The sequence below is a fragment of the Pseudonocardia sp. NPDC046786 genome, assembly GCF_040645415.1.
Lineage (GTDB): Bacteria > Actinomycetota > Actinomycetes > Mycobacteriales > Pseudonocardiaceae > Pseudonocardia > Pseudonocardia kongjuensis.
Genome location: NZ_JBEYYF010000010.1, coordinates 1 through 24658 on the forward strand (window position 1 = coordinate 1; position 24658 = coordinate 24658).

A 24658-nucleotide genomic window follows, 5' to 3' on the forward strand; every position below is an offset into this window, starting at 1 on the left:
TAGATGCCGGACTCGTCGGCTCCATGGGCTCGGTCGGCGATTGTTACGATAACTCGATGGTCGAGTCCTTCTGGGGGACGCTGCAGCTGGAACTGCTCGACTCGAGAACCTGGAAAACCCGCGCCGATCTTGCCAACGCGATATTCGAGTGGATAGAGTGCTGGTACAACCCGATCAGGCGCCACTCCAGCATCGGAATGCTCAGCCCGGTCGACTACGAAGCAGCCCAGACCCCGCCACACCAAGATCACTGAACCCACACCGTCAGTGTCCGGCGCAGGGGGCCAAGCTCAGGTTCCCGCCTCCGGCGAACTCACCACGTGCGGCGAGTCGCCGTTCTGTCAGGGCTGATAGCGCCGCCGGGTCCATCTTCGAACTGTCACGTTCCCTCAGCAAATCCCGCGACCAAGGCCCCGCGCCTGGATCTCTTCGCTGTTCGGATCCGGTCCTGTATAGCCTGAGACCCCGATTCCTCGGGTGCTGCGGCTAAGGGGGTGGGCGCCGAGTTCCGCGTCGAACTGTCGGATCTTCTCGCTCGATTTTCGGTACTCAATCTTGTCGGTGACGGTCAGGTCTTCCGCCTCATAAACCGCATACTACGGAACTCCGCGTTCGCGATGGACCCAATCGGCAATGAAGTATGTAGAGGACGAGAAAACTGGGTTCACTACGCCTGGATTCGCGGAGAGGTGCAGGACCCGGCTGGTGAGTCGCGCGCTTGACATATCGTCCGATCCCGGCCCTGCTATAGTGCATTCTGCAATTGGGTTAGATAGTGCACACTGTGACACCGCACGCTTTCACGAGTGCAGGTCCGCCCTCTGTCATCAGCGCGCTATCCCCAAAGGGGCAGTACTAGATATTCTTCCAGTCCTGACGCCGGCGCGCCCACTCAATCTGTTCTTCAGAGGGCTTAGGCTGACCGTGTGTGGCGTCGAGTTCGCGCACCATGTTCGCGAGCGTCGCATACTCCTCTTCGTCAACCTTCGTCACGAATCCGTACTCGTACACGCTTTGATTGGCGTCCGTCCGCTCCCGCCCCACCCATGAGATCCAATAGTAGTTGGGCATCACATCCTCGATCTTCCCAGGGTGATCTGGGTACAAGGGAACATCTAGGTCGCGCGGAGGTGTGTACTTGACCAACTGGCCCGCATTCAATACGTGATTCTCGGTCATGGCTGCATCATATCCCTCGGACCTTCGTGCGCGCGTCGCCGTGCCGCTAACCGCGCTCTCATGCTGCATAAACGTGACCTGTTTCGTTAAGCGACCGAGGCCTCGGTCCACGTGTCCGCCAATCCGTCCACGGGAAAAGCTGTGATAACGCTGGCATCGCCAACCACAACTTCGATGGTCTTACCCGGCCGGAAAGTCCACGAGTAGCGCGTCCCCTCAGGTCGTGGGTTCGGTACACCGCGGTCGATCGCCTTCGATATCGCCGTAACGGCCTCTGCCCAGTTGGGAACGTTGTGCTTTACTTCGATGTGCACTGCACCGGTCGTTGTTCCATTTCCGCATAGAATCGGCGCGGGGTCTCGCTGTGCCGGGACGTACTGGAAGAACTTGCCTTGCGCATCTGAAGGGACGGCAGCCCCCTGTCCTGGAACCACATTGGTTGCGCCGCAAGCGACAACGGCGTCATTGGCTGCTGCCATGGCATTCGGCGCACTCGCAAGCAGGCCGGATACCATGAGTACAGCTGCCGCTAGCGATATGGACAGCTTGTTCCTCAGCTCGCTCTCTTCATGGCAACCCTCCAGGTCGATGGCGTCGTTGCGGTGATCGGGCGGGCGACTTTCGTTGAGGAGCGATCTACGCTAGCAGGATTCAACGCCGTCGAAACGGCCTGGAGTTCCCTGAATGGGGAAGGCGTGTGAAACCTGCTGCCCGGGCGCGGCAATTAGGCACTCGCTATCGGGTGCGAAAGCAATCAGGAACTTGACGCGCTGGGTGACCGCGCAATTGTTGGTGGCTCGAACCGTCTGGGTCACGATCCCAGGTTCGTCGAGGGATACATCGACGCACGCGGGAGGAGCGGCTTGTTCCGTTCGAGCTGGCTTGCCTGATGCATCTCGATTCATGATGAAGCCGTCAGGATCGACTGACTTGTCCACGAGATACCGGTTCCCATGTGGTGTGGCGGTGAACTTTGTCCCGTCCGGTTTGGTCAGCTCTACCTGTTCACTGGGCGGCTCTGATTCATCTGCCTCGGCCGGCAGCGAGAAACCCAGGACCATCAAAACGGCCAGCGTCAGCAGAATTCCCGTATGATTGCGCATCGTTACCAATCCTTCGGCCAAGATCGCTGCTCCAGGATGGGCCCCTGCCTACGGTTGGACCTTCAGGAGCCCGACTCCCGGCGGGGAGTGATGTCGTTGCTGGTTGAACCTGGTCAGGTCTCCGTCATCGGTGCAACATGGCTAGGTGAAATGTGGCCCGTAAGGACTAGCAGATTCGTCCATATGGGCTATACCGGTACTTGCCGCGGGCGGTCGTGTGCAGAGTGCGGAGGAGCCGTATCGAGATGCATCTTGATGCGCTGCAACGACTTTCTGCCGGCCGGGTCCGAACTTCTCTCTTGCCCGCGTACTGCCGAATCCGCCTCTTGAGGATCAAGGCGCCGCCTCCGGCGGCGCGGGGGCCGGCCACGCCGGCCCCGTCGCTCGCTCACTACACCTCCGGCCCGTTCGCGGCGCCGTGGCCGGCTACCCGGCCCGACGAGCCGAGGAGGCGCACTGATCTCACGGGGCGTTCGTCAGAACCAGTCGCGGCGCTGCCACCACGGTCGCGTCGCAGGCACGGATGGGTCGGGAACGGTCGTCGCTAGGAAGCGCTCGTCCATGGCAGCGATCAGACGTCGCAGTGGCCGGGCCTCGCGCTCTTCGAGTGCCGCCACGGCCGCGTCGAGTGTCGTCCGGGCGCGTTCTCCAGCGTCCTCGTCGGAGGGGTCCTTCTCCAAGCGGCGCTGGCCGGTGGGAATACGGGTATAGCAGTACCATCGGTCGAGGGCTTCCTTCACCGAGGCTGCGCTCAGCTCGAACTCGTCGAGGCGGTCGAGGGCGTCGCAAGTGCGCTGCGGGACGCCGGGGATCGTCGTGGGCGGGCGGTAGAACTGTCGGCCCCGAGATGGGCGCTTACGGCCCATCGTCCTTTCGGGATGTCGTCATGCGCGTCAGTATCCCTCTCGGTGCGGTCGGCATCAAGGACGGCAGAGGCGCGGTCCGGGCGTCACCGTGAGCGCGACGCCGACCGCGCTTCGACTGTCGATGGGCTCCCGTCCGCCCGGACACTGGCCTGCGCGGCAAGGTGAACGATTCGCGCGATCTCCACCGCGTCCAGCCGGTCCGAACGCAGCGTCATGGTGAATCGTTGTGCGCCCTGTTCGAGCGCCTTGACCGACCGGTCCCACCGGCGTCTCCAGGAACGGGTGATGATCGCCGCTCGTTCAGTGGCTGAGCGTCCCCGTGTGAGCCGATCCTGAGCGTGGTCGCGGGGGCAGCGGAGCAGGACCGTGAGCCAGTCGTCGGACTCGCGTTGGAATGCGGACAGGGCGTCGATGTTCTCGACGCAGACAACGGGGATGTGCCCCTGGCCCCGGAGAGTGTTTAGCCGCTCCCGGTCATAGCCGTACCGAGCCCGCTCCACGGTGAACTCATAGAAGAGTTGGGCCCACGAACGCAGCTCATCAAGGTGCTTCTGCGAGGTTTGCTCCGCGCCCATGGCCGGGTGCGTTGCCGCCGTAAGCGCCGGAACGTGTGCGTAGCTTCGTCGCAGAGAGGAGAGGGCAAACGCGACCGTTCGCTTCCCGCTTGCAGGCGGACCGGCGAGGATGACTCCACCACTGGCCGGCTGGACTTTCGCGTCCGACGGCGAAGACGGTTGGTCCACATCTACTCCCACTGAGCGAGTGCATGTCACAGTACCTTCCGAACACCCCTCGGGCTCCGCCCGAACCCGACACCACTTCGGAGATCAGGGAAGCGCGGGCTGATGATCTCCTCACGGCGGCCCGGCAGGGACGAGCCCGCGCCGCGAGGAGATCACCAGCAGGGCCGGGAATGTGGGTGAGAAGTGCCCGCCGGTGCGGGACACGGACGATACGCGGACGCAAGCGGGTGGTCGGCAGTCGCACCGCAGGTCAGAGCGGGTTTGGCAGCTCTCTGTAAATCCGTCGGCGTAGCCTTCCCAGGTTCGAATCCTGGACCAGCCACAGCAGGTGAAAGAGACCCCCGATCAGCGGAAACGCTGGAGCAGGGGGTCTTTTTCGTTGTCCGGGTGTGTCCGGCTCCGGACGGCTCGTGACGGGTGTTCACGGACCATGCACGGACTGATCTCGGTCGCGGAGGGCGTCCTCCACGCGACGGCGACGCGACGTGCGGGGCGGGGACACCGCGCTCTCCGGCAGCGGCCACCCCGGGCGCCGCGGAACGGCCGGCTCAGCCCGCCGGGGCCTCGAACACCGTGCTGACCTCGGTCACCCGGGTACCCGGTGGAGGGGATCGCCGATCCCCGGGCGTGGCTGGAGCACCCGCACGAAATCCGGAGCTGGACCGCCCTCGTCGACCGCGTTCGGGTCGGGCAGGTCACGCTCACCGAGGCGCAGCCGGAGGACGACGCAGCGCGCGCGTGGATCGAGCGCACGGGTGGCTCCGTCGCCGACATCGCCGTCATGGCCCGCCTGTTCCTCGATCCCGGCCACCGGGGTGTCGGTCTCGCGGGGTTCCTCGTCCTCGCCCTGCGCCACCACGCGCAGCTCATCGGCCGGACCGTGGTCTTCGACGTCATGGCCACGGACGCCGCGGCCGTCCACCTCTACGACCGCTCCGGCGCCGAGCAGATCGCCGAGGTCACCCACCGCTTGGGCGACGGGCGTACTGGACCTGCTCTGGTCTACGTCTTCCCGGCCCCCCGGCTCGCGGGCTGACCAGCAGGGCGGGGCGGATCGAGCGACGGCTCACGTCCGCGTGCTGCCGATTCCGCCTCGTGAGGATCAAGGCGCCGCCTCCGGCGGCGCGGGGCCGGCCCGAGCATCCGGGACGAGCGCTGACCTCAATCGGGCTATCGTCATCGGGCGTGACGGGGCGACCGACCACCAACGTCAGGGCCGCTGTCCCCGAGGACGAGGCCGCGATTCACACGCTCGCAGCGGGGATGGCCACCAGCTTCGTCGTCGAACGCGAGAGCTTCCAGCGCAGTCTCGTCGATGTCCTGGCCTCCGAGACTGCCGTGCTACTCGTCGCGGAGACCGACAGTGCCATCAGTGGGTACGTCCTCGGCTTCACCCACCCGGCCTTCTACGCCAACGGACATGTTGCGTGGGTCGAGGAGATCGTCGTTGCACCGAAGCTACGGCGCCAGCACATCGGCGCGACGCTGATGGACGAGTTCGAGCGCCGTGCGCTCACAACGGGGGCCCTCGTCGTTGCCCTGGCGACACGACGAGCGTCCGACTTCTACTCGGCCCTCGGCTACCAGGAGAGCGCCACCTACTACAGGAAGATCCTCTGAGACCGTGGGCTCCGCCCACACCCCCGACACCGCTTCGAGATCAGGGGTGCAGCACGTGGTGATCTCCTCCCGAGCCCGCCACGGCCCCGACACCGTCGCTCAGTGGCGCTCTCGTCCGCGACGATGCGCGGCATGACTCGGAAGGTGCTGCTCGACCCGGCCGACCGGGCCGCGTTCACTGCTCAGCGGCAACGGTTCGACTTCCAGCTGCTGTTGCGTGGCTTCGTCCATCAGGTCGCGGACTCGGAGAGTCTCGCCCGCGCCGGACGAATCCTGGACAGGCTGGGGTACGTCGTGCACGAACTCGACGGTGGCGGCTGGCAGGACGAAGGCGGACTGCACGATGCGCTGGCCGCGGAGCTGTCCTTCCCCGGCTACTACGGCCGCAACCTGGACGCACTCGACGACATGCTCGGCGATGTCGCCGAGTTCACCTACGGCAGTGATCCGGCGTCGTCGGGGACCGCTGTGCTCGTCGACAACTACGACCAGGTCCACAACCTCAGCCCGTGGCTCGCCACCACCGTTGCGGACGTCTTCTGCAGAGCGGCCCGGTACGCAGCTGTCGTCGGGCATCCCTTCCTGGTGCTGCTCAGATCCGACGCTGACCTCGGCTCCGTCGGAGGCATTCATGTCCGGCGGGAGGGCGTGCCTCCGGAGGAGTGAGGGATTGCGGGCTCCGCCCACACCCGGCGGCGCACTCTCCCGTCCGTCAGCGCGGCGCCGGAGCCCACGCGTCCGTCAGCCGGTCGACCTCGGCCGGGGTCAGGACGACTGCTCCGGCAGCGATGTTCGCCCGGGCGTGCCCGACGCTCGTCGTCCCGGGCAGCGGGACGACGCGGAGGCCGTGCGCACCACCCCTGCTGTGCACCCATGCGATCGCGACCTGGCCGACGGAGATCTCGTGCGCCGCGGCGATCTCCCGCAGCAGCCGATGGCGGTCGGTGCCGGGCTCGTCCCTGCCGCCGTCGTGGAGCGCCCCGTGCGAGGTGGGGGAGTGCGCGACGACGGTGACCCCGAGTCGTGCGGCCGTCGGTACGAGCTCGCGCTCCACCGTGCGTTCGGTCAGCGACCAGTGCTCCTGCAGGGCGGTGATGGGGTGGACCGCGTGCGCGCGCCGCAGGTCGTCGGCGGTGACGTTGGACAGGCCGAGTGCTCCGACCTTGCCCTCCTCGATCAGCTCCGCCATCGCTCCCACGGTCTCCTCGATGGGCGTCGTCACGCAGCGGTGGTGGAGGTAGTACAGCTCGATGTGATCGGTCCGGAGGCGTCGAAGGCTGGCTTCGCAGGCCTCTCGTACGTACGACGGGTCGGCCCGGATCTCGTAGCCGTCCGGCGTCGAGTCGTCCCAGACGACTCCGAACTTGCCGGCGAGCAGGACCTCGTCGCGTCGTTCCGCGATCGCGCGTCCGACCAGGTCCTCGTTCCCGTACATGTCCGCCGTGTCGACCATCGACACACCTGCGTCGAGGACCGCCCCGACCACCGTGACGGGACCCCGGTCGATGTCGCCGGTCGCGTTCTCGCGCAGCCGCATCGCGCCGAAATCCTGGTGGCCGAGAGCCGGTCGGCCTGCTGGATCGTCGTGTCCCATGCCGGGAGGCTAGGAGCTCGACCGGACTCGAGGTCCAGGCCGAAGGTGGTGCCGGTTCCGGCTCGTCCTCCGCCGGAGAGCGTCCGCGCGAGCGGGACTCACGCCAGGCGGCGGGTCAGCCAGGCCACGTCACCCACGGGCTCGGCGGAGACGTGATCGTGCTGGAACCCGAGCTTGGCGAGCACCCGGAGCGACGGCGCGTTCCCTGTCCCGACGGTCGCCCACAACCGTTGGCGCCCGGTGTCGGTCGCGGCGTGGACGACGGCCTCGGCCGCCTCCGTCGCGTACCCGCGGTTGTGCACCCGGCTCCGGAGCTCCTAGGCGATCTCCGGCTCGTCCAGCGTGGTCCTGCCGACGACGAGACCGCAGTAGCCGATGAAGTCCTCGTCGAGGCGGGTCACCACGAGCAGGGCGATGCCGTTCTCCTCCGCCCCCGCACGTTGCCGCGCGATGGTGCTGCGGATCTCGTCGAGGGCCGGGACACCGTTGCCTCGCTCGGTGACCAACGCTTGATAGTCGGCTGCGTCGGCAGGAGTCCACGGGCGCAGCGCCAGACGAGAGGTCGTGATCGACATCCTCATCGGCGAGTACCCGGCCATGGGCCCACCGTAGCGACGCCCGGTGCACGGCCCCCGGCCTCCGCACGCTCGGACGAGGGTCGCCGGCCGATCCGCCCTGCCTGATCCCCACGGAAAGGGCGAGCCTGCACGCGGTACTGCCCCTACCGTGCGGCGCATGGTGGATCGCGGTGAACTCGTCGAGCACTACGCGACCGCGGACGAGCAGGGCCGTCTGACGGGCGGTACGTCGCTGGAACGACTGCGGACCCAACTGCTCCTGCGACGTGCACTGCCCGCAGCGCCCAGCCGCATCCTGGACGTCGGGAGAGGCGCCGGCGTCCACGCGGCCCGGCTCGCGGAACTCGGTCACTCGGTGCACCTCGTCGATGCGGTGCCCGAGCATGTCGAGCAGGCACGTTCGGCGGGCACCTTCACCGCTGCACTCGGAGACGCCGTCGAATTGGCGGAACCCGATCACTCCTACGACGCCGTACTTCTCCTGGGGCCGCTCTACCACCTCAGAAGGAGATCGGAGCCTGCGGGCTGGACCGGACAGGTCACCGTCCCAGGTCCGGGTTCCGACCCGGTGTAGCAGGCGGGGACCCACCCGGCCGGTGGAGCCCGAGCGAGCCGGGGCGGTCGGTGCTCGCGCCGCCGTGGCTCGGCTGCCCGGAGCCGGCCGTCACCGCGGTGTCCCGGTGACACTGCGGACGACGAGTTCGGGGACCGGATCGGGCACGCCGGGCACGGCCCGGTCGGGGAAGTCGAACACGCCGAGGATGAGCAGCATCGGATAGGCCGGGGACTGCGCGGACCGCCGGACGATCTCGTCGTCGATCAGGAAGTCGACGCCGTCCGGACGCCAGTCGACCGCGTAGCGGTGCAGGGCCGCGACGTCGATCGTCCGGCGGTCGGCGGAGAACTCCTCGTGCAGGTTCGGGTCGCGGAAGGCGTGCAGGCCGTTGCCCACGGCGGCGGTGTCCCCGTCGACGGCGTCACCGAAGACCTCCACCAGGCAGATCTCGCCACAGCGTTCCGGCCGGTCCTCCATGCCGATCATCCATGCGGAGAACATCGACCGGGGCCCGAGGGTCGCGCGGCACTCGACCTCGATCCGGCCCCGCAGCGGGACGAAACCCCGCGACTCGGGTTGCTGCTCGCGTACAGTCTGACCGTCGAGGAACGGCTGCTGGCCGGCCGTGCTGGCGACCGGGCCGGACCGGTTGCCCGACTGGACCGCGGAGACCCTCAGCGGCGGTTCGTGCAGCTCCGGGCACCACACCGGGTGCTCCTCGGGGATCGTCAGGACGAGTCCGTCGCCGACCAGGCGGTAGGTCGCCGCAGCGGCCACCCGGGAGCTCCACGCGGGCAGGTACGCGGGCGTCCACACGGACAGGTCCAGCCGGGGGCCCGGGAACGTGTCACGGAAGCCGGTCACGACGGGCCCGTGGCGACCGTGGTGAGAAGCATGCCGGGAGCGTATGGCGAGGGCCCGGGCGCGGGCTCGGACGAGCCGGCGTCCTCCCCCGCGGAGCGGTGGTACGTCACCGACCGGAACCACGACGCCGGGTACGACGGTTCTCGTTCGGGTCGCTGCCCGCCAGCCGCACCAGTCCGAGACCGTCCTGGTCGACGCGCACGTAGAGCACGTACGGACGCCCGGCGGGGTCGCTCCCGGCCCACCTGATCATCTCGTGGACGTCGTCCGCCCCACGGACCTCGTACTCGTCGGACGTCGTGCCCGCGTGGAAGTGGACGCGGTACGTGGGCGTGTCGCACTCCCACCGCTGATCGCGCGGGTCGACTCCGAAGACCTTCACCGGTTCAGGCTGCCGACGGAGCGGACCCGCGGCAACGGGATTCGGCGGTGCGCGGACGGTCAGCGGCGCAGCGTCTGATCCGGGGTCTCGCCGAACGCCTGGACGTAGGCGACCCGGAACCGGCCGAGCCGGGTGAACCCCCAGCGTGCGGCCGCCGCGGCGAGCACGGTCACCGCCGGGTCCGCGTCGAGGAGGCTCCGGCGCACCCCGCGCAGCCGGGCTCGCCAGAGCAGCACGGCGGGATGGCGGTCGTGCCGGCGTCGGAAGCCCTCGATGATCTCGGCGACCGGCATCCCGGCGAGCCCGGTGATGTCGGTGGGGCCGATCGGCCGGTCGGCGTGGGCGTCGATGAACCCGGCGACCTCGCGCAGGGTCGCCGCGGACGCGTCGCCGCGCACCGAAGGGGCCTCCGAATCGGTGGCGTGGTCGGTCGCGGTGCTCGGGAACGTCGACAGCAGGGCCGCCGCGAGAGACCAGGACGCCTGGTCGAGGACGATCGGGCTGTCGGCCGTCCACGGGTCGGCGAGGACGGCGCGGACGTGGCCCACGGTACGGAGCCAGTGCCGGGCCCGGCCCGCCGTGATGGGGGTGAGGCTGTGGAAGGTGAGCCCGCCGGGCCGCAGGCCGGTCATGGCTGTCGCGTAGGCGTCGACGTCGGGCCAGTGCAGCTGGGTCAGGGTCACGGTCCAGCCGCACCAGCCGCAGGTGCTCCGTCGGGGTGCTGTCCCGGTGGCGGCGGAACAGCAGCTGCAGGCCCCGCACACTGACCCGGGCCGCAGCGGCGATCTCCTCGACGCCGATGTCCTCGCCGGCGTGCTCGTCGACATGGGCCAGCGCGCGTCGCAGCGCGGCCGGTTCCACCCGGCCCGGGGACCCGCTCCGGTCCCACCGGGTCAGCCCGGTGTTCGGGAACGTCACCAGCGCGGCCGTCGCCACCGATCGGAGCGCCTCGGCCAGGACCAGCGGCGAACCGGCGATCTCGGCGTGTGACAGCATGTCCTGCCGGACGTGCGTCGTCACGGCGTGCCAGTAGCGGGCCGCCGAGCTCGAGACCGGCGTCATCGAGGTGAACGACAGCTCGTCCGGCCCGATCCCGAACACCGCGGTGGCGGCACGGGCGAGCACCACCGGATCCACCGCGACGGTCTCGATCGTCAGGTCCGCCATCACGCAGGACCAGGCGGCGTCCTGCAGGGTGGTCAGAACCGGCTGCCCGATCTCCGGACGCACCACGTCGCGGCCGGACACGAAGTCGATCGGCCCGCTCCGGCAGGTGGCCACCATGAACAGGTCCGGGTTCGCCTCGACAGTGGACCGGACCCCCATGCTGTAGCGGAGCCCGGCGAACGCGACGCCCGGAGCCATCATGCCGGTCTGCCGGAAAGCGAAGTCCTCGGCGTTCCCGAACACGTCGACGGTGAAGTCGGCATGGTCTCCCGCAGCGCCTCGTGCGCCAGATCCGGGTCCGTGGTCCTGAGCTCGACCCGTGACACCGGGGGTGCCGGCTCCGTCATCGCCTGCCTCCCGCCCCCGACGACAGCGATCCCGACGAAATTCGTGAGCGTAGCCAGCCGGGGCGGGGTGCCGTCCTGTCCCGCCGCCGGTCCCCGCGGTCCGGACCGGCTACCCGCGTGGGTGACCGCGGTGCTCGTCGATCACCGCCGAGACCGTCCGGAGTGACTCGCCGACCTCCCGGCCGGTGGCGGCCGTGATCAGCGCCTTCCAGAGCCCCCAGCCGCGGGCCCGGGCCCAGGTGTCCCCGGGGGCGTCCACCCCGGCCCGGAACTCCTCCCGGGCGGCGCCCTCGAACAGCGTCCACGCGGGCACCAGGTCGCAGGCCGGGTCGCCCACCCCGCAGGTGCCGAAGTCGATGACCGCCGAGAGCCGTCCGGCGTCGCTGAGCAGGTTCCCGGCCGCGACGTCCCCGTGGAACCAGACCGGCTCCCCGGCCCACCGCGATCCGCGGGCGGCCTCCCACACGGCGACGGCGTCGGCCGGGATCCGGTCGCCGAGCAGGTCGATCGAGCGGCGGGTCTGCTCGTCGTAGACGGAGAGGTCGGATCCGCGGTGGAAGCTCTGCGGCCCGGCGGCCGGCCCGTCGGCTGCGTCGATGCGCTGCAACGCCACGAGGAACCGGGCGAGATCCCCGGCGAACCGGGGATCGGTGCCCACCGCGGCGCGCGACACCGTCCGGCCCGGCAGCCACCGGCGGACCGACCACGGCCACGGATAGAGCCCGGACGGCCTGCCCTCGGCGACCGGCGCCGGGATCGGGACCGGCAGGCCGGGGGCGAGCCTCGGCAACCAGGTCAGCTCCTTCGCCACCGCAGCCGCGTACGCCTCGGCGCTGGGGAGGCGGACGCTCAGCTCGGTGCCCAGCCGGAACGTGCGGTTGTCCCAGCCGCCCTGGGCCACCTCGGTCACCGGCAGGTGCGCCCACCTCGGGAACTGCTCCGTGACCAGGCGGGCGGCCAGGGCGGTGTCGATGTCGGCACGCTGCATCCGGCCCACCCTGCCCGTTCCGGGCGTGGCCCACGACCGTGTTCCGCTACTCCGCTAGCAAGGCGGCGTACCGGGTGCTGAACCGGGCGAAGTAGTCGTCACCGCGGTCGGGGACCGTGGCGGCGAAGTAGCCGCGGTTCGCGAGCTCGAACGCCAGGACCGCCTCGGCGTCACCGGTGTGCAGCAGCCTCAGCTCCGGCATGTCCGCCGCTGACCGTCGAGGCCGGAGGAGGCCGGCATCCGACGATGCTAACGCCGCCCCCGGGGGCGTGACCCCCGCCGACGCGGTGCAGCCGTGACCCGGCCCGCCGCATCGAGCGCGACATCGGCACGGCCTCCTCGGCGATCGGTCCTGATCCCGCCGGTCCGACGTGCTCACGGCAGGGCGGACCGGGCCACCGCGCCGGACTCATCGGCGCCGGGTCGTCACCGCGACTCGGGATCCTGGCCGCGCGCGGCCCGGCCACCGTCCACCGGCAGCACCACCCCGGTGACGAATCCGGCCGCGTCGGACAGCAGGTAGGCGATCGTGTCCGCCACCTCCTCCGGCCGCCCGACCCGGCCCAGCGGGTGGATCTCGGCCATCTCCCGCCGGGTCCTGGCCGCGGCCTCGGCGCCCCGGTCGCCGAGGAACGCCTGGTAGCGATCGGTGGTGACCGAGCCCAGCGCGACCGCGTTGACCCGGATGCCGTCCGGGCCGTGGTCCACCGCGGCGGCCCGGGTCAGGCCCTCGACCGCCGCCTTGGCGGTCGCGTACGGGAGCGCGCCGCGGACGGCGCGTCCGGCCTGGTGGCTGGACACGTTCACGATCGAGCCGGGCGTGCCCTGGGCGCGGAAGCGACGCACCGCGACGGCGGTGCCGACGACGGCCGGGGCGAGGTTCGCGGTGATCAGCGCGACGATCTCGGCCGGGGGTGCGCTGTGCAGCGCGGCGTCGCGGAAGACGGCGGCGTTGTTCACCCAGCCCGCCAGCGGCCCCATGTCCTGGGCGAGATCGGCGGCGCGCCCGGCGACGGCCGGATCGTCGGCGTCCCCGGTGACAGCGGCGATCCGGGATCCGGCGGGATGGCTGCCGACCCACCCGAGCGCAGCCGGGTCGCGTTCCAGCACGACGACGGCGTCACCGCCGACGAGCAGCTTCTCGGCGACGGCGCGCCCGATCCCGCGCCCGGCACCGGTCACGACGTGCGAACAGGCCATGCACGCCCCAATCCCAAGCGAGTCCCAAGAATTCCGCCGTCCGATGGAGCGGACCATCGGCCACCGGGATTCTCCCAGCAGGGTCGTGACTCCGGGGGGAACGAATCATGGGCACTGGACCGACTGGACCGACGGGACCGACGGGATCGACGGGACCGGCGTATCGCGTTCCGCGGAACGCGTGCCCGACCTCCTCCTCCGCCGATCGCGCCCGGCGCCGGTAACCGGCCCCGTCTCCGCCGACACGACGAGAGGGATCTTCAGTGACGAGGATGTCCACCAGTTCCGCATGGGTTCGAACGCGATCGTTCGTCGTACCCGCGGCAGCGAGCCTGATCCTGTTCTCCACCGCCGCCGCCTCCGCGCCGGACCACGATCACCGTCCCGTCGGGCTGGTCGCCCAGCGGGAACAGGACGAGCCGGTCCGGGACGAGTTCTTCTGGCTCGCCGAGATCAACAAGGCGACCACCGTCATCAACAGCGAGGACGGGCTGCTGGACCCGGCGATGGTGCCGGGCATCGCGGCCGCCCTGCAGAAGGTGATCGACGACGGTGCCGCACCCGGTGCCGAGCGCCCGTCGACCGTCGTCGCCTTCGAGCCGCTGCTCATCGAGGCCGGGTCCACCGACGTGACGCTGCTGCACGCCGGCCGGTCCAGTCAGGACATGCACGCGACCTACCGCGCGGCGATCCTGCGGGAGAAGCTGCTGGAACTCGCCGAGCAGCTGAACACGACGTCGCGCACGCTGGTGGAGCTGGCCGCGGCCCACACCGCGACGATCGTGCCGAACTACACCAACGGCGTCGCCGCCCAGCCGAACAGCTACGCGCACCAGCTGCTCGGCCACGCCGCCGGCTTCGACCGGGACGCCCAGCGGCTCCGGGAGGCCTACGCCCGCGTCGACCGCTCCGCGATGGGCACCACCGTCCTCAACGGCACCGGCTGGCCGCTGGACCGGCAGCGGATGGCCGACTACCTCGGGTTCGGCGCGCTCGTCGACAACGCCTACGACGCCTCGCAGATCTCCTCGATGGAGCACCCGGTGGAGGTCGGCTCGATCGTCACCGCGGTGGCGCTGCACAGCGGGAACTTCGTCGAGGACGTCCTCACCCAGTACGCGCAGACCCGGCCGTGGATCCTGCTCGAGGAGGGCGAGGGCAACACGTTCGTCTCCTCGGCGATGCCGCAGAAGCGCAATCCCGGCCTGCTCAACGACACCCGCAGCGACGCCTCGCAGGCCGTCGCGCTCGCCCAGGGCCCGGTCTTCCAGACCCACAACATCACCCCCGGCATGCCCGACCCGAAGGAGGTCGACAACAACACCGAGGTGGTCGACGCCGGAATCGCGGCACTCGCCGGTCTCGACGAGGTCCTGAAGGCACTCGTCGTCAACCCGGAGCGGGCCCTCGAAGAGATCAACAGTGACTGGACGGCGTCCCAGGAGATCGCCGACATCCTGATGCGCGACCACGGGCTGCCGTTCCGCGAGGGGCACCACGTCGCGTCGGAGATCGTCACCTTCGCGCGGTCCAAGAACATCGGCCCGCTGGAGTTCCCCTACGTCGACGCCCAGCGCATCTACGCCGAGGCGGTCGCCGGGACGGACAGCCCGCCGGAGCTCCCGCTGACCGAGGCCGAGTTCCGGGCGGCGCTCGATCCGGTCGCGATCGTGAACAACCGGACGACGTCCGGCGGGTCGCAGCCCGCCGAGGTGGAGCGGATGATCGGCGAGGCGCGGGAGCGGCTGACCGCGCAGGACGAGTGGATCACCCAGCGCCGCGAGCACGTCGCCGCCGCGCTCGCCGAGCTCGACGAGGACTTCGCCGAGCTCCGCGGCTGACCGGGCGACTCGCCGTTGTCGCTCGGACTAGTCACGACTAGTCTGGGGAGCTCGCTGTCGAGGACGCCCGGAAGGCGGAACCGAGGATGAAGCTGCTCGCCGGGACGACGGACTGTCGCAACGGCAACTGCCCGACCGCGTGGCTGACTGCGCAGGGAACGGTGGTCGTCCAGGGCTACATCGTGTCCGACGATGTCGTGCGGGTCCCGCGCGACATCGTCGACCGCGCCGCCCGGGAACTCGAGGTGCAGGGCGCCGGGCGCTGCGCGGTGACCGTGCCGGGTGCCGGCGGGTTGCGGATCCGGGGGGAGTGGATCGACGTCGGCGGCACCCCGACGTCGCTGTCCTGCCCGGCGGGCGAACGCGCCCACGAGGTTCCGGTGTCCGCGGTGCACGAGGCCGCGATCGCGTCGGCGAGGGGAGCGGTGTGACGCCGGAGGACCTGGACGCGCTGTACCGGAGCTACCGCGAGTCGGCCTTCCGGCTGGAGTGCCGCGACGTCTACGCCATCCCGGGGGAGGATCCGGACTTCGACGCCTTCCTCGCCGGCGCCTCCTTCCCCGCCCGCACGGTCGACGACGACGACTGGCTGGCAGGCGTCCATGCCCAGGTGTGCAGCGGGAAGTACTTCGGCCGGGTCAGGCTGCTGGGACACCCGGTCACCGACTACACCCGATTCCAACTGCACTGCTACCCGCGGGAGAACATCCCCGCGGGGGAGGAGGTCCGGATCCTCGACCGGCGCCGGCTCCCGGCCGGCGACGACGACTGGACCCGTCAGGACTTCTGGATGTTCGACGAACAGATCGTCGTGTTGCAGCACTTCGACGACGAGGGCCGGTTCCTCGGGGTCTCCGCGGCGCCGGATCCCGCGCCGTACGTGGCCATCCGCCGTCGCGCGGTCGAGCTGTCGGTACCGTTCGACCGGTACGACCTGACCTCGGCGTCCCTCCCGGACACCCCGACCTCCGAGCGTGCTGCGACCTGATCACCTGTGACCGACGCTGAGACCCACCACCAGCACCGGCGCCTGGCGGCTCACCTCAAGGAGCTCCGTCAGGCCGCCGGGTTGTCGGCCGCGGCCGTGGGGCAGGCGTCCGGGTGGTCACAGAGCAAGGTCTCCAAGATGGAGAACGGCCGGACCGCGCTGGTCGTGGCCGACGTGGAACGGTGGCTCGACGCCGTCGGTGCCGACGACGAGACGCGCGACGAGGTCGTCGGGCTGGCCCGCGAGGCCGGTATCCGGGTGCGGCCGTGGCGCCACGCGGACCGTCCCGGCGCCGCGGACCAGGAGGCCCGCGGCCGACGCGACGCCGCGGCCGTCGGTATCGCGGTCTACCAGTCCGAGGTCGTGCCCGGCCTGCTGCAGACCCCCGAGTACGCCCGGCGCCTGCTCGAGGTGCACAGCCTGATGTCCCGCGATGAGATCCCGGCCGCGGTGCTGGCCCGGATGAACCGCCAGACCGTCCTGTTCGACGAGACCACGCAGTTCGATCTCGTCATCACCGAGACGGCGCTGCGATGGCGGCCGGGGTCGGTCTCGGTGACGCTCGCCCAGCTCGACCGGATCGAGGCGCTGGCCGCCCTTCCGAACGTCCGGATCGGGGTCATCTCCCGGGAGCGGCAGGAACGCCGCGAGGCGCGGCCCCTGCACTCGTTCGTGCTGCTCCGCCATGTCGATTCCCCCGCGGTCGTCGAGATCGAGACGCTGACCGCCGAGCAGCAGCTCACCGATCCGGCCGACGTGGCCCGCTACGAGCAGTTCCTGGTCGAGCAGCAGGCGCTCGCCGCGCACGGAGCCGAACTCGTCGAGCTGCTGGACTCCGTCCGCGAGGAGCTGCGGCAGCTTCCCGGCCCGCGCTAGTCCGCGGGTGTCCTGCCGGGCCGCGTTCCTGCCGGGCGTGAACCCGTCCCGCTGTGCGACGGCGATCGGTCCGGCGCGGCAGCATGCTGTCCCGACTATCCATCAGATTAGTCGGGGACTAGTCTCAGGTGCTCCCGATCGTCGATCCCGAGGAGCGCTGCGCATGTCCGGAACGCGGATCATCCCCGGCCCCGGCTGGCCGTTGCCCACCGCGTGCTCCGGCCGTGTCGATGACCGGTGACCGCCGGTGCGCGCGGGAGACGCGGTCCTCGTGACGGCCGTCGAGGACGGCTTGGAGCATCGGGTGGGCGCGGAGAACTGGCGGGCCGGTACCGCGGTCGGCCGGTTCCACACGCTGTGCGGGACGGTGATCGGCCCGGTGTCGCTGACGGTTCCGGCGGGGCCGCCGTGCCGGGTGTGCGACGTGCAGGCCGGCCCGGACCGGGACGCGGTTGACGGTCATGCCGCGTCGTCCCGGCATCGGCGGAGGCGACGTCCCGTCGGCCGGCGGGAGGCGGGCCCGGAGGGCACCATGGAGTGCACGGCACCCACTGTCGCTCTCCGGCGGGCAGCAGCAGCGCCTCGTCGCCGCCGCGCGAGCGGCCGGCCACCGAATCGTGATCTCCGACGAGCACGGAGGTCTCACAGGCCGGATGCGTCACCTCACCGGAGCGATCCCACTTCCGGGCTGTGGCGTCGCTTCGTTCGTGGCTGGACGGCGTCGGGCAGGGCCGTCGAGGGGGTGTCGATCCAGTACTCGTGCTGACCCTCGGCCGAGACCGTGACCCCGTACCGGTCGGTGTCGGGTGAGCCGAGCTGCTGCCAGATGCCGGCCAGTGTCTCGACGCGGTCCCACAACCGGTGGGGCCCGCCCTGGGTGACGGTGACATCCGAGGCGTCCAGCGTCGCCCACGAGCCGTCACCAGCGCGCAGGGACCGGGCCCCGGCGGCCGGGATCTCCACGTCGGGCATGTCGATCCCCAGCAGGGTCCGCAGGCCGGGCCGACCCAGATCGTCCGCACCGATGACAACCCTGCGGACGGTGCTCGGCCCGCCGCGGGCCGGTGGCCGTTGCCGTGTACCCGGTTCGAGCGCGGAATGCCGGGGATCGGGGCGCATCCACATGAAGTGGCCCGGGTGGCCGACGAACCTCCCCGACACGTGCTCGGGGTCGATCTTGTCGAGCACGACGAGCCCGCTGCTGGACTCGCTGCGCAGGTCGACCACGATCCGGCCGCCCTCGCCGAGCTGGGAGACCCACGCCCCGGGCACCTGATCGGCACCGCAGGTCGCGATGATCCGATCGAACGGGGCAGTGTGCGTGGCACCGGCGGTGCCGTCGCCCACGACCACCACCGGGTGCTGTCCGAGGTCGGCCAGCCGGTCCCGGGCCGCTGCAGCGACCCCCGGATGCAGCTCGACGGTCGTCACCTGCTGCGCGCCGACCCGCTGCGAGAGCAGGGCGGCGTTGTAGCCGGTGCCGGTACCGATCTCCAGCACACGGTGCCCGTCGCCGACGTCGAGCAGTTCCAGCATCCGAGCCATGAGTGACGGCATCGTCGACGACGAGATCGGGATCGGGTAGCCGTCGAGGACGTCCGGCGTCGACAGCAACTCGGTGGCCAGGCTGCGATCCGAGTAGATCGCCTCCGCCCACCGTTCAGGAGCGGTCTGCTCGGAGACGATCTCCCACCCGCTCTGGTCCGGGCTCTGCTCGTAGAACCGTGGGACGAACGCGTGCCGCGGGACGGCCTGCATGACGTCGGCCCAGTGTGGATCGGTCAGCGTCCCGCCGTCGGTCAGGACCTCGACCAGCCGGGCCGCTCGCTGTTCCCAGTCGATCATCCGATGGGACTCCTCTCCGGTCCATGGGTCAACTCCTGCGCCAGGGCGTCGGCGATCGGGAGCCCGGTCTCGTGCTCGATCCATCCGTACTGGTCACACGTGTTGGCCTCGGGTTCTCCGATCGTCGCCGCGTCCGCAATGCCTCTGATCTGCGGTTTCACGTCGCGTGCCCGTACGTGGCATAAGAGATGTCAGACGGTTCCGAAGCTGGGCCGAGAGGCAGGCGGGTCGACGAGTTCGATGCCGATCGCGACGACACCGAGAGCTTCGCGCTCGGGTGGGTAGATCTGTCGGATGTTCGCGAGCTGCTCTTCGCGGGTGGCGGTGGGGTTGACGCTGGTCGGGGATTCGTGGTCGAACATGGTGTCGAAGTCGGGATAGCGGTTCAGGCGGGTGACGCGGGTGAGGACTTCGTCGTCGCGGCAGCGGAACCGGATGAGGCTGCCGACGGTGAGCTTGGCGCGGCTGGAGTCGTTGACGCGGATCTCGGTGGTCTTGGTGCCGGCGGCGATGAGGTCGTAGTAGCGCTTGTAGATGCCCATGTCGTGGGCGCGGGGGCGGTCGGCGAGGTCTGCGGGGCGGGCGGTCATGAGGCGGCCGAGTTCCTTGACGGTGAAGGAGCGGAAGAAGTGCTTGGGGTCGGCGAGCAGTTCTCCGACGAGCCAGAGCAGCGCGTCGACGTAGTTGTCGGTGTTGCCGGTCCAGGTGGTGGTGTCGAGCATCCAGGGCTCGACGTCGGCGGGTAGGACCCCGCGGCCGTGTTCGCGCAGCAGCGATTTGGACAGCTTCGCGCCGGTGTGGGCGAGGACTTGCGGGGTGAATATGCGCACCGGCATCTGCGCGGGTGGGGTGTGCAGGGCGCCGAGCGCGCCGTCGACGAGTTGGGACCCGAACGCCCAGTCCCCGCCTTTCATCATCACGTGCAGCGTGGTGGTGTCGCGGCCCAGCGCGCGTTCTTTGACCAGGTTCCGATAGAGCGTGGCCAGGTCGAGGTAGGGGTCCGGGGCGGCGGGATCGACGTGGACGGCGTAGCGGCCGTGGTCGAGGCAGACCGCGGTGAAGGTGGCGCCGTCCTCGTCGAGGGAGACCAGCCGGGTGCGGTCACCGCGTTTCTCGGCCCAGCCGCAGTCGGGGCAGGGCAGTCGGATGTGGACGACGCCGTGGGAGGGCGCCATCCACCAGCGGATCTCCTCGAGCCGTTCCAGGCTGCGCAGGAACTCCGCGCGGAACCCGGGGCCGGCCTGTTGCGCGGTGTAGGTCTCGACGAGGTAGTCGGTGCCGGTGGCTTCGGACAGCGAGTCGAAGAACGCCCGGTAGTAGCGCTGGATCAGCGCGGTGATCCCGTCGGCGCCCAGCGCGTGGTAGTAGGTCTGCTGGTAGGCGGTATGGGTTTCCGGGTCGAGCACGACCTCGTGCGGGGCGTTGTCCAGGGCGCCGAACCGGACGCGGGTGTCGATGGAGAACTCGCGGCGGGCGATCTTGGCCAGCAGGAACGCTGCGGTCTGGACCAGGTTGGTGCCCAGGTGCGGGGCGCCGTTGATCTGGGTGCCGACGACGAACTCGATCCGCTCGGGGCGAGCAGCGTGGATCCGCGGGCGCAGCACGTCGATCGAGCGCAGCAGCGCGTTGGCCAGCACGCTGTTCGGTGAGGTCAGCAAGGCCGGCGCGGCCCCCGAGGACGTGGCGGCCGTGGACGCGTCGCTGCTGACCCGTGTGGTGGCGGTCATCGTCGCTCCCGGCTGGGTTTGGGCAGGCGGAGGTTGGCGCAGATGAAGTCGAGCCGGCCGGCGGCCGCGTCGGGGGCGACGAATACCGGTTCGTAGCCGGCGTCGTAGTAGCCCTGCACGATCAGCTCGTGGACTCGGCGGATCTCGCGGTCCTTGGCCCAGACGATGTCGTCGGGATCTTCGAAGGTGTCCAGCGGGTCGAGCACGAAGATCGCGTCGTAGCGGAACAGCCGCGACGCCTCCTCCAGTTGCGGGGTCGGGCCGAGGCCGAAGAAGCTGTCCCAGCCGTAGCCGTCGGGGATGCCGCGGTTGTAGAACCTGATCCCGGTCTTGTGTGCGGTGAATTCGGAGATGAACGCCTGCAGGACTTCCAGCGAGTACTCGTGGCGGTCCTCGCGGCGCAGGTGCCGGCCCAGCCGCTCGCGGTGCTTGCGGTAGATCTGTCGCCCTGGTTCGGCCTCCATGCAGGAAATCCCCGCAGCCAGGATCGCCTCGATCAACTCGTCCTTGCCCGAGGACGGGCCGCCGGTGATCACGTAGCGGCGGGCATCCTGCTCGGCGGCCGCGGCCAAGGCGGTCGCAAGCGGGGTGTGCAGCTCAGGGGCGTTCTCGGTCGCGTACTCGGATGTGCTGCCGGATTCGCGGTCGGGTCGCAGCGGATCGGTGCCCGGCGAACTGCCCGGTGTCCCGGCGGTGTTCATGAGGCCTCCTGCGTGTGCGGCGCGCTCCGCGCTGGGGTGCAGAGCGAGCTGCTGGTTGGGGTGCTGATCTGGGTGGTCGGATCGAGGAACGGGGTGATCCAGGCGTCGACGAGCTCGACCTCGTCGTGCAGCGCGGCGACGAACTGGGCCCGTGTTGCCTCTCCGGCAGCTGCGTCGCGCAGGCGATGCAGCTGCTCGAGGGTCAATACGGAGGTCAACGCAGGCGCGGCCCGATCAGGGGTGGTCAGGGCGGGAGTCCAACCGGCGAGCGCGACCAACTCGTCCGCGGCGCGATCGCTGCTCACCCCCTCCGCAGTGCCGGGGCCGGGGCCGAACGCGGAGGTGTAGGAGCGGGCGGCGTTGCTGGCCCGGGCCCATCTCCAGGCTGCGGTGACCGCATGGGCCATGACCTGCTGATCGCCGAGATCGAGGCTGATCAGGCGCTCGACGGCGAGCAGCTCCGCGCGCAGGGCGTAGATCGCTGACCAGACCCGGGTCAGGGCTTCTTCCTGCTCGGCGACCTCCCAGGCGAACGGATCCGCCCCGACCGGTTCCCGCCCGAGGGCAGGGGCCAGCCGAGGCGCGGCGAGCTGCGCACGGGTGAACCGGTCAGCATCGGCGATCAGCGCGGCGGCCAGCTCGTCGAGCAGGCGTGGCTCGACCCGCTTGCGGAAGTGATGCACCTCGTGGCCGGCTGCGGCAGCCGCGACCGCGCGCCGCGCGGTCAGATTGCTGCCCGGCTGCGCCGGGGCAAGCCCGAACAACGCCCGCGCCGCGGGCGCGTAGCGGGCGTCGGGCAGCCGTGCCAGCAGCCCGCGCAGGATCCCGTCCAGCGCCGCGGTGCGGCTGGCGGTCTCGCCTGGATCAATGGCCCGGGCGCTGACCCCGCGCAGCGCCAGCAGCGCCGGATCCACCGCAGCAGGCGAGACGGGCAACCCCCGACGCAGCACTCGCGCCAGCCCGTCGGCCAGCTCGCCCACGTGTGGGCTTTTTCTGGGCATGGCGACAGTGAACCAGAATGCCCAGAAAAGGCCCAGTCGGGATTGTGATGGCGCTCAGCGCGTGACGTCGGTCGGGGAGGGCAGCAGCTTCGCTTCGAGATCGGCGATGCGCCGGTCCCGCCCTGGGTGGGAGTGCTGGCGCGGGTGAGGTCGATCGCCAGGGCCTGGGCCTGGTCGCGGGTCATCGGGGCGGTGGCGCTGGTGATCAGGGTGCCGGGTTCGGTGGCTCCTGGGCCGGTGACCCAGACGTGGGCGAGGATGTCCTCGATCTCGGAGACCGCGACCTGGGCGTGGTGCTCAGCCATTCGTCGGTGATCAGATGTGGTCATGCCGCGTCGTCCCGGCATCGGCGGAGGCGACGTCCTGTCGGCCGGCGGGAGGCACGCGCCGCGGATCTCAGCCGGATCGCAACCCGTCGTCCAGGACCGTCATCAGCCGCGCGACCCGGCTCCGCCCGGCCGGGGCGGGCGGGTAGCGCCGCAGCACGTCGACGAGCGCCGCGGGCGCCCGCCGCCGGGCTCGCTCGACGTGCCGGTCACCCACCGCCGGATCGTCGCCCGCGGCGAGCTCCACCGCCCGGGCGGCGTGCGCGGCGGCCCGCAGGATGTGCCCGACCTGGGTCGCCCGGGCGATCGGGTGCAGATAGGCCGCGGCGGCCGCGTCCCCCGCGGCGTGTGCGGCGTGCCGGGCGGGCCCGGGGCCTGCGTCCTTCGCGGCACGGTGCGCGTCCAGCGCGGTGACCCGCTGCAGCCGGGACCGCTCGGCGCCGTCGACGAAGACCCGGGCCGCCCCGGCGGCGGCGCGCGGGCGCGGATCGTCGGGCTCGGCGTCCTCGAACAGCGCGAGCACCTCCTCGGCGCTCCCCAGGGCGTAGCGGGCGACCACCCGCAGGTCGTCCATGGTCAGCGCGACGTCACCCGGCCCGATCCGTGCCACCGGCCGAGTATCCGCCGCGGTCAGCGCACCGGTGCGCCGGGACCCAGCGGGATCCCCAGGCCCCACCACACGAAGAACAGCGCGGTCCACGCCGTCGTCATGGCGAACGCCAGCGGCAGCGTGAACGACACCAGCGTGCCGATCCCGGCGTCCGCCCGGTAGCGCTGCAGGAAGCCCAGCGCCAGCAGGAAGTACGGGCTCATCGGGCTGATCGAGGTGGACCCGGAGTCGGCGATCCGGAACACCGTCTGGGCGGTCTCCGGTGGCACGTCGAGCAGCATCAGCATCGGGACGACGACCGGTGCGGTGATCGCCCACATCGCCGCCCCGCTGGTGATCACCACGTTCAGCACCAGCAGGAACGCGAGCACGGTCAGCAGCACCAGCCAGGTCGGCGCGCCGATCCCGCGCAGCAGGTCCGAGGTGCCCACCGAGATCAGCGTGCCGACGTTCGTCCAGCTGAAGTAGGCCAGGAACTGGGAGATCGCGAAGAAGAACACCAGCACCGGGGCCACCGTGACGACGCCCTTCGCCATGATCGCGGGCACGTCGTCGAAGGTCCGGATCGCGCCGGTCCGGACGCCGTACGCGATGCCGCCGGTCCCGAACACGAGGGCGATCAGGAACGCCACCCCGGCCAGCAACGGTGACCCGGCGGGCCCGCCGTCCCCGCGCAGCGGCGCCCCGGCCGGCGCGGTCAGCAGCAGCGTGACGGTCAGCAGGGTGAGCACTGCGAGGAACGCCCGGCGCAGGCCGGACCGCTCGGCGGCGGACAGCTCCAGGCCCGGGTCGTCGCCGCCGGTGCCCCGGTCCGGTTCGAGCCCGTCGCGCCGGGTCAGCAGCAGCTCGGTGACCAGCGTGATCACCCCGGCGAGCAGCAGCGACGAGGCGATGTTGAAGTACCAGTTGCCCAGCGGGGTCACGACGGCGCCGGGATCGACGATCCGCGCCGCCGCGGTGGTGATGCCGGCGAAGACCACGTCGTTGGGCGCCGGGACCGGGTTGGCGTCGTAGCCGGACGCGATGGAGGTGTAGGCGACGACCACGCCCAGGATCGGCGAGCGTCCGACGGCCCGGAACGCGATCCCGCCGAGCGGGACGAGGATGACGTAGGCGGCCGCCGACGCCACCGTCGACACCGTCCCCAGGAAGGCCAGGACGAACACGACCAGCGACGCCGGCACGTTCGCGATCGACGCGCGCAGCGCCGCCGCGAGCAGCCCGGTCCGCTCGGCCAGCGCCACGCCCATGATCACCACCATGATCGTGACCAGCGGCGGGAAGCTGCGGTAGGAGTCGAGCGCCGCGCTCACCGCGAACGCCAGGCCGTCGCCGCTGAGCAGGTTCCGGACCGGCACCCAGCCGTCGCCGCCCGGATCGACGGCCCCGGCCCCGGCCGCCGCCAGCCCCAGGCTCAGCACCCCGAGCAGCGCCGACAGCAGCCAGAACAGCCAGAACGGGTGCGGCAACCGGTTGCCGAGCCGCTCGACCACGTCGAGCGCGCGGACCACGGTGGGCAGCCGCCCACCGGTCCCCGGCGCTGCGGGCATCGGCGC

Annotated in this window: 28 protein-coding genes; 9 read left to right on the forward strand and 19 right to left on the reverse strand. The window is 70.6% G+C overall.

The genetic code is table 11. The features are described from left to right. A partial coding sequence (locus ABZ881_RS14445) for an integrase core domain-containing protein (protein WP_358484768.1) occupies positions 1-254 on the forward strand: 254 nt, incomplete at its 5' end. 601 nt (positions 255-855) lie between these two features. On the opposite strand, the gene ABZ881_RS14450 is transcribed toward ABZ881_RS14445, so the two are convergent. The 4 genes from ABZ881_RS14450 to ABZ881_RS14465 form a co-directional block, all read right to left on the reverse strand. After that, the gene (locus ABZ881_RS14450; RefSeq protein WP_358484770.1) at positions 856-1179 is read right to left on the reverse strand and encodes a hypothetical protein; all 324 of its coding nucleotides are present in this window, start codon (positions 1177-1179) and stop codon (positions 856-858) included. A gap of 641 nt (positions 1180-1820) precedes the next feature. Further along, positions 1821-2282, reverse strand: coding sequence for a hypothetical protein (locus tag ABZ881_RS14455; protein WP_358484772.1), 462 nt, complete (start codon positions 2280-2282; stop codon positions 1821-1823). A gap of 476 nt (positions 2283-2758) precedes the next feature. After that, on the reverse strand, positions 2759-3148 hold the full coding sequence (locus tag ABZ881_RS14460) for a hypothetical protein (RefSeq protein WP_358484775.1): 390 nt from the start codon (positions 3146-3148) through the stop codon (positions 2759-2761). Positions 3149-3231: 83 nt separating this feature from the next. Then, positions 3232-3723 (reverse strand): hypothetical protein, encoded by a 492-nt coding sequence (locus tag ABZ881_RS14465; protein ID WP_358484777.1) that lies wholly within the window; start codon positions 3721-3723, stop codon positions 3232-3234. A gap of 769 nt (positions 3724-4492) precedes the next feature. Here ABZ881_RS14465 and ABZ881_RS14470 point away from each other — a divergent pair. From ABZ881_RS14470 to ABZ881_RS14480, 3 genes are all read left to right on the forward strand, one after another. After that, complete coding sequence (locus tag ABZ881_RS14470) at positions 4493-4927, forward strand: GNAT family N-acetyltransferase (protein ID WP_358484779.1); 435 nt, start codon at positions 4493-4495, stop codon at positions 4925-4927. Positions 4928-5076: 149 nt separating this feature from the next. After that, positions 5077-5511 carry a GNAT family N-acetyltransferase gene (locus ABZ881_RS14475; RefSeq protein WP_358484782.1) on the forward strand — a complete coding sequence of 145 codons (435 nt, stop codon included), beginning with the start codon at positions 5077-5079 and terminating at the stop codon, positions 5509-5511. 132 nt (positions 5512-5643) lie between these two features. Next, complete coding sequence (locus tag ABZ881_RS14480; RefSeq protein ID WP_358484784.1) at positions 5644-6177, forward strand: barstar family protein; 534 nt, start codon at positions 5644-5646, stop codon at positions 6175-6177. A gap of 46 nt (positions 6178-6223) precedes the next feature. Here the strand turns inward: ABZ881_RS14480 and ABZ881_RS14485 are convergent, their stop codons facing one another. The 3 genes from ABZ881_RS14485 to ABZ881_RS14495 form a co-directional block, all read right to left on the reverse strand. Further along, positions 6224-7105, reverse strand: coding sequence for an aldo/keto reductase (locus ABZ881_RS14485; protein WP_358484786.1), 882 nt, complete (start codon positions 7103-7105; stop codon positions 6224-6226). Positions 7106-7203: 98 nt separating this feature from the next. Next, positions 7204-7407 carry a GNAT family protein gene (locus ABZ881_RS14490; protein ID WP_358484788.1) on the reverse strand — a complete coding sequence of 68 codons (204 nt, stop codon included), beginning with the start codon at positions 7405-7407 and terminating at the stop codon, positions 7204-7206. Between the two features lie 15 nt (positions 7408-7422). Then, positions 7423-7704, reverse strand: a complete 282-nt coding sequence (locus ABZ881_RS14495) for a GNAT family N-acetyltransferase (protein WP_358484790.1) — start codon at positions 7702-7704, stop codon at positions 7423-7425. Positions 7705-7840: 136 nt separating this feature from the next. On the opposite strand from ABZ881_RS14495, the gene ABZ881_RS14500 reads away from it, so the two are divergent. Further along, positions 7841-8257, forward strand: a complete 417-nt coding sequence (locus ABZ881_RS14500; protein ID WP_358484792.1) for a class I SAM-dependent methyltransferase — start codon at positions 7841-7843, stop codon at positions 8255-8257. Positions 8258-8347: 90 nt separating this feature from the next. Here the strand turns inward: ABZ881_RS14500 and ABZ881_RS14505 are convergent, their stop codons facing one another. The 6 genes from ABZ881_RS14505 to ABZ881_RS14530 form a co-directional block, all read right to left on the reverse strand. After that, positions 8348-9103 (reverse strand): glycoside hydrolase family 16 protein, encoded by a 756-nt coding sequence (locus ABZ881_RS14505; RefSeq protein WP_358484794.1) that lies wholly within the window; start codon positions 9101-9103, stop codon positions 8348-8350. A 106-nt stretch (positions 9104-9209) separates the two neighbouring features. Beyond that, positions 9210-9485: a hypothetical protein gene (locus ABZ881_RS14510; protein WP_358484797.1), complete on the reverse strand. Its 276-nt coding sequence runs from the start codon at positions 9483-9485 to the stop codon at positions 9210-9212. 59 nt (positions 9486-9544) lie between these two features. After that, positions 9545-10168, reverse strand: coding sequence for a helix-turn-helix domain-containing protein (locus ABZ881_RS14515; protein ID WP_358484798.1), 624 nt, complete (start codon positions 10166-10168; stop codon positions 9545-9547). 940 nt (positions 10169-11108) lie between these two features. Then, on the reverse strand, positions 11109-11987 hold the full coding sequence (locus ABZ881_RS14520) for an aminoglycoside phosphotransferase family protein (protein WP_358484800.1): 879 nt from the start codon (positions 11985-11987) through the stop codon (positions 11109-11111). Positions 11988-12033: 46 nt separating this feature from the next. Further along, the gene (locus ABZ881_RS14525) at positions 12034-12189 is read right to left on the reverse strand and encodes a hypothetical protein (RefSeq protein WP_358484802.1); all 156 of its coding nucleotides are present in this window, start codon (positions 12187-12189) and stop codon (positions 12034-12036) included. Positions 12190-12413: 224 nt separating this feature from the next. Next, the gene (locus ABZ881_RS14530; RefSeq protein WP_358484804.1) at positions 12414-13187 is read right to left on the reverse strand and encodes an SDR family oxidoreductase; all 774 of its coding nucleotides are present in this window, start codon (positions 13185-13187) and stop codon (positions 12414-12416) included. A gap of 272 nt (positions 13188-13459) precedes the next feature. Here ABZ881_RS14530 and ABZ881_RS14535 point away from each other — a divergent pair, with 272 nt between their 5' ends. The 4 genes from ABZ881_RS14535 to ABZ881_RS14550 all read left to right on the forward strand — a co-directional run bounded on the left by ABZ881_RS14535 (position 13460) and on the right by ABZ881_RS14550 (position 16892). Beyond that, positions 13460-15028 carry an argininosuccinate lyase gene (locus ABZ881_RS14535; protein ID WP_358484807.1) on the forward strand — a complete coding sequence of 523 codons (1569 nt, stop codon included), beginning with the start codon at positions 13460-13462 and terminating at the stop codon, positions 15026-15028. Positions 15029-15114: 86 nt separating this feature from the next. After that, complete coding sequence (locus ABZ881_RS14540; RefSeq protein WP_358484809.1) at positions 15115-15459, forward strand: hypothetical protein; 345 nt, start codon at positions 15115-15117, stop codon at positions 15457-15459. Then, a complete protein-coding gene (locus tag ABZ881_RS14545; protein ID WP_358484812.1) occupies positions 15456-16016 on the forward strand; it encodes a DUF6879 family protein in 561 nt (186 codons plus the stop codon). The genes ABZ881_RS14540 and ABZ881_RS14545 overlap by 4 nt, the downstream gene beginning before the upstream one ends. Positions 16017-16022: 6 nt before the next feature. Continuing rightward, positions 16023-16892, forward strand: a complete 870-nt coding sequence (locus ABZ881_RS14550; protein WP_358484813.1) for a helix-turn-helix transcriptional regulator — start codon at positions 16023-16025, stop codon at positions 16890-16892. 663 nt (positions 16893-17555) lie between these two features. Here ABZ881_RS14550 and ABZ881_RS14555 read toward each other — a convergent pair. From ABZ881_RS14555 to ABZ881_RS14580, 6 genes are all read right to left on the reverse strand, one after another. Then, positions 17556-18737 (reverse strand): methyltransferase domain-containing protein, encoded by a 1182-nt coding sequence (locus ABZ881_RS14555; RefSeq protein ID WP_358484815.1) that lies wholly within the window; start codon positions 18735-18737, stop codon positions 17556-17558. A 191-nt stretch (positions 18738-18928) separates the two neighbouring features. Continuing rightward, on the reverse strand, positions 18929-20464 hold the full coding sequence (locus ABZ881_RS14560; protein ID WP_358484818.1) for an ASCH domain-containing protein: 1536 nt from the start codon (positions 20462-20464) through the stop codon (positions 18929-18931). Further along, complete coding sequence (locus tag ABZ881_RS14565; RefSeq protein WP_358484820.1) at positions 20461-21165, reverse strand: ATP-binding protein; 705 nt, start codon at positions 21163-21165, stop codon at positions 20461-20463. Before ABZ881_RS14565 ends, ABZ881_RS14560 begins: the two co-directional genes overlap by 4 nt. After that, positions 21162-22145, reverse strand: coding sequence for a hypothetical protein (locus tag ABZ881_RS14570; RefSeq protein WP_358484822.1), 984 nt, complete (start codon positions 22143-22145; stop codon positions 21162-21164). The genes ABZ881_RS14565 and ABZ881_RS14570 overlap by 4 nt, the downstream gene beginning before the upstream one ends. A 417-nt stretch (positions 22146-22562) precedes the next feature. Further along, positions 22563-23066 carry a putative immunity protein gene (locus ABZ881_RS14575; RefSeq protein WP_358485065.1) on the reverse strand — a complete coding sequence of 168 codons (504 nt, stop codon included), beginning with the start codon at positions 23064-23066 and terminating at the stop codon, positions 22563-22565. Between the two features lie 56 nt (positions 23067-23122). Next, the gene (locus tag ABZ881_RS14580) at positions 23123-24652 is read right to left on the reverse strand and encodes an AbgT family transporter (RefSeq protein ID WP_358484824.1); all 1530 of its coding nucleotides are present in this window, start codon (positions 24650-24652) and stop codon (positions 23123-23125) included. Between the last annotated feature and the right edge of the window lie 6 nt (positions 24653-24658).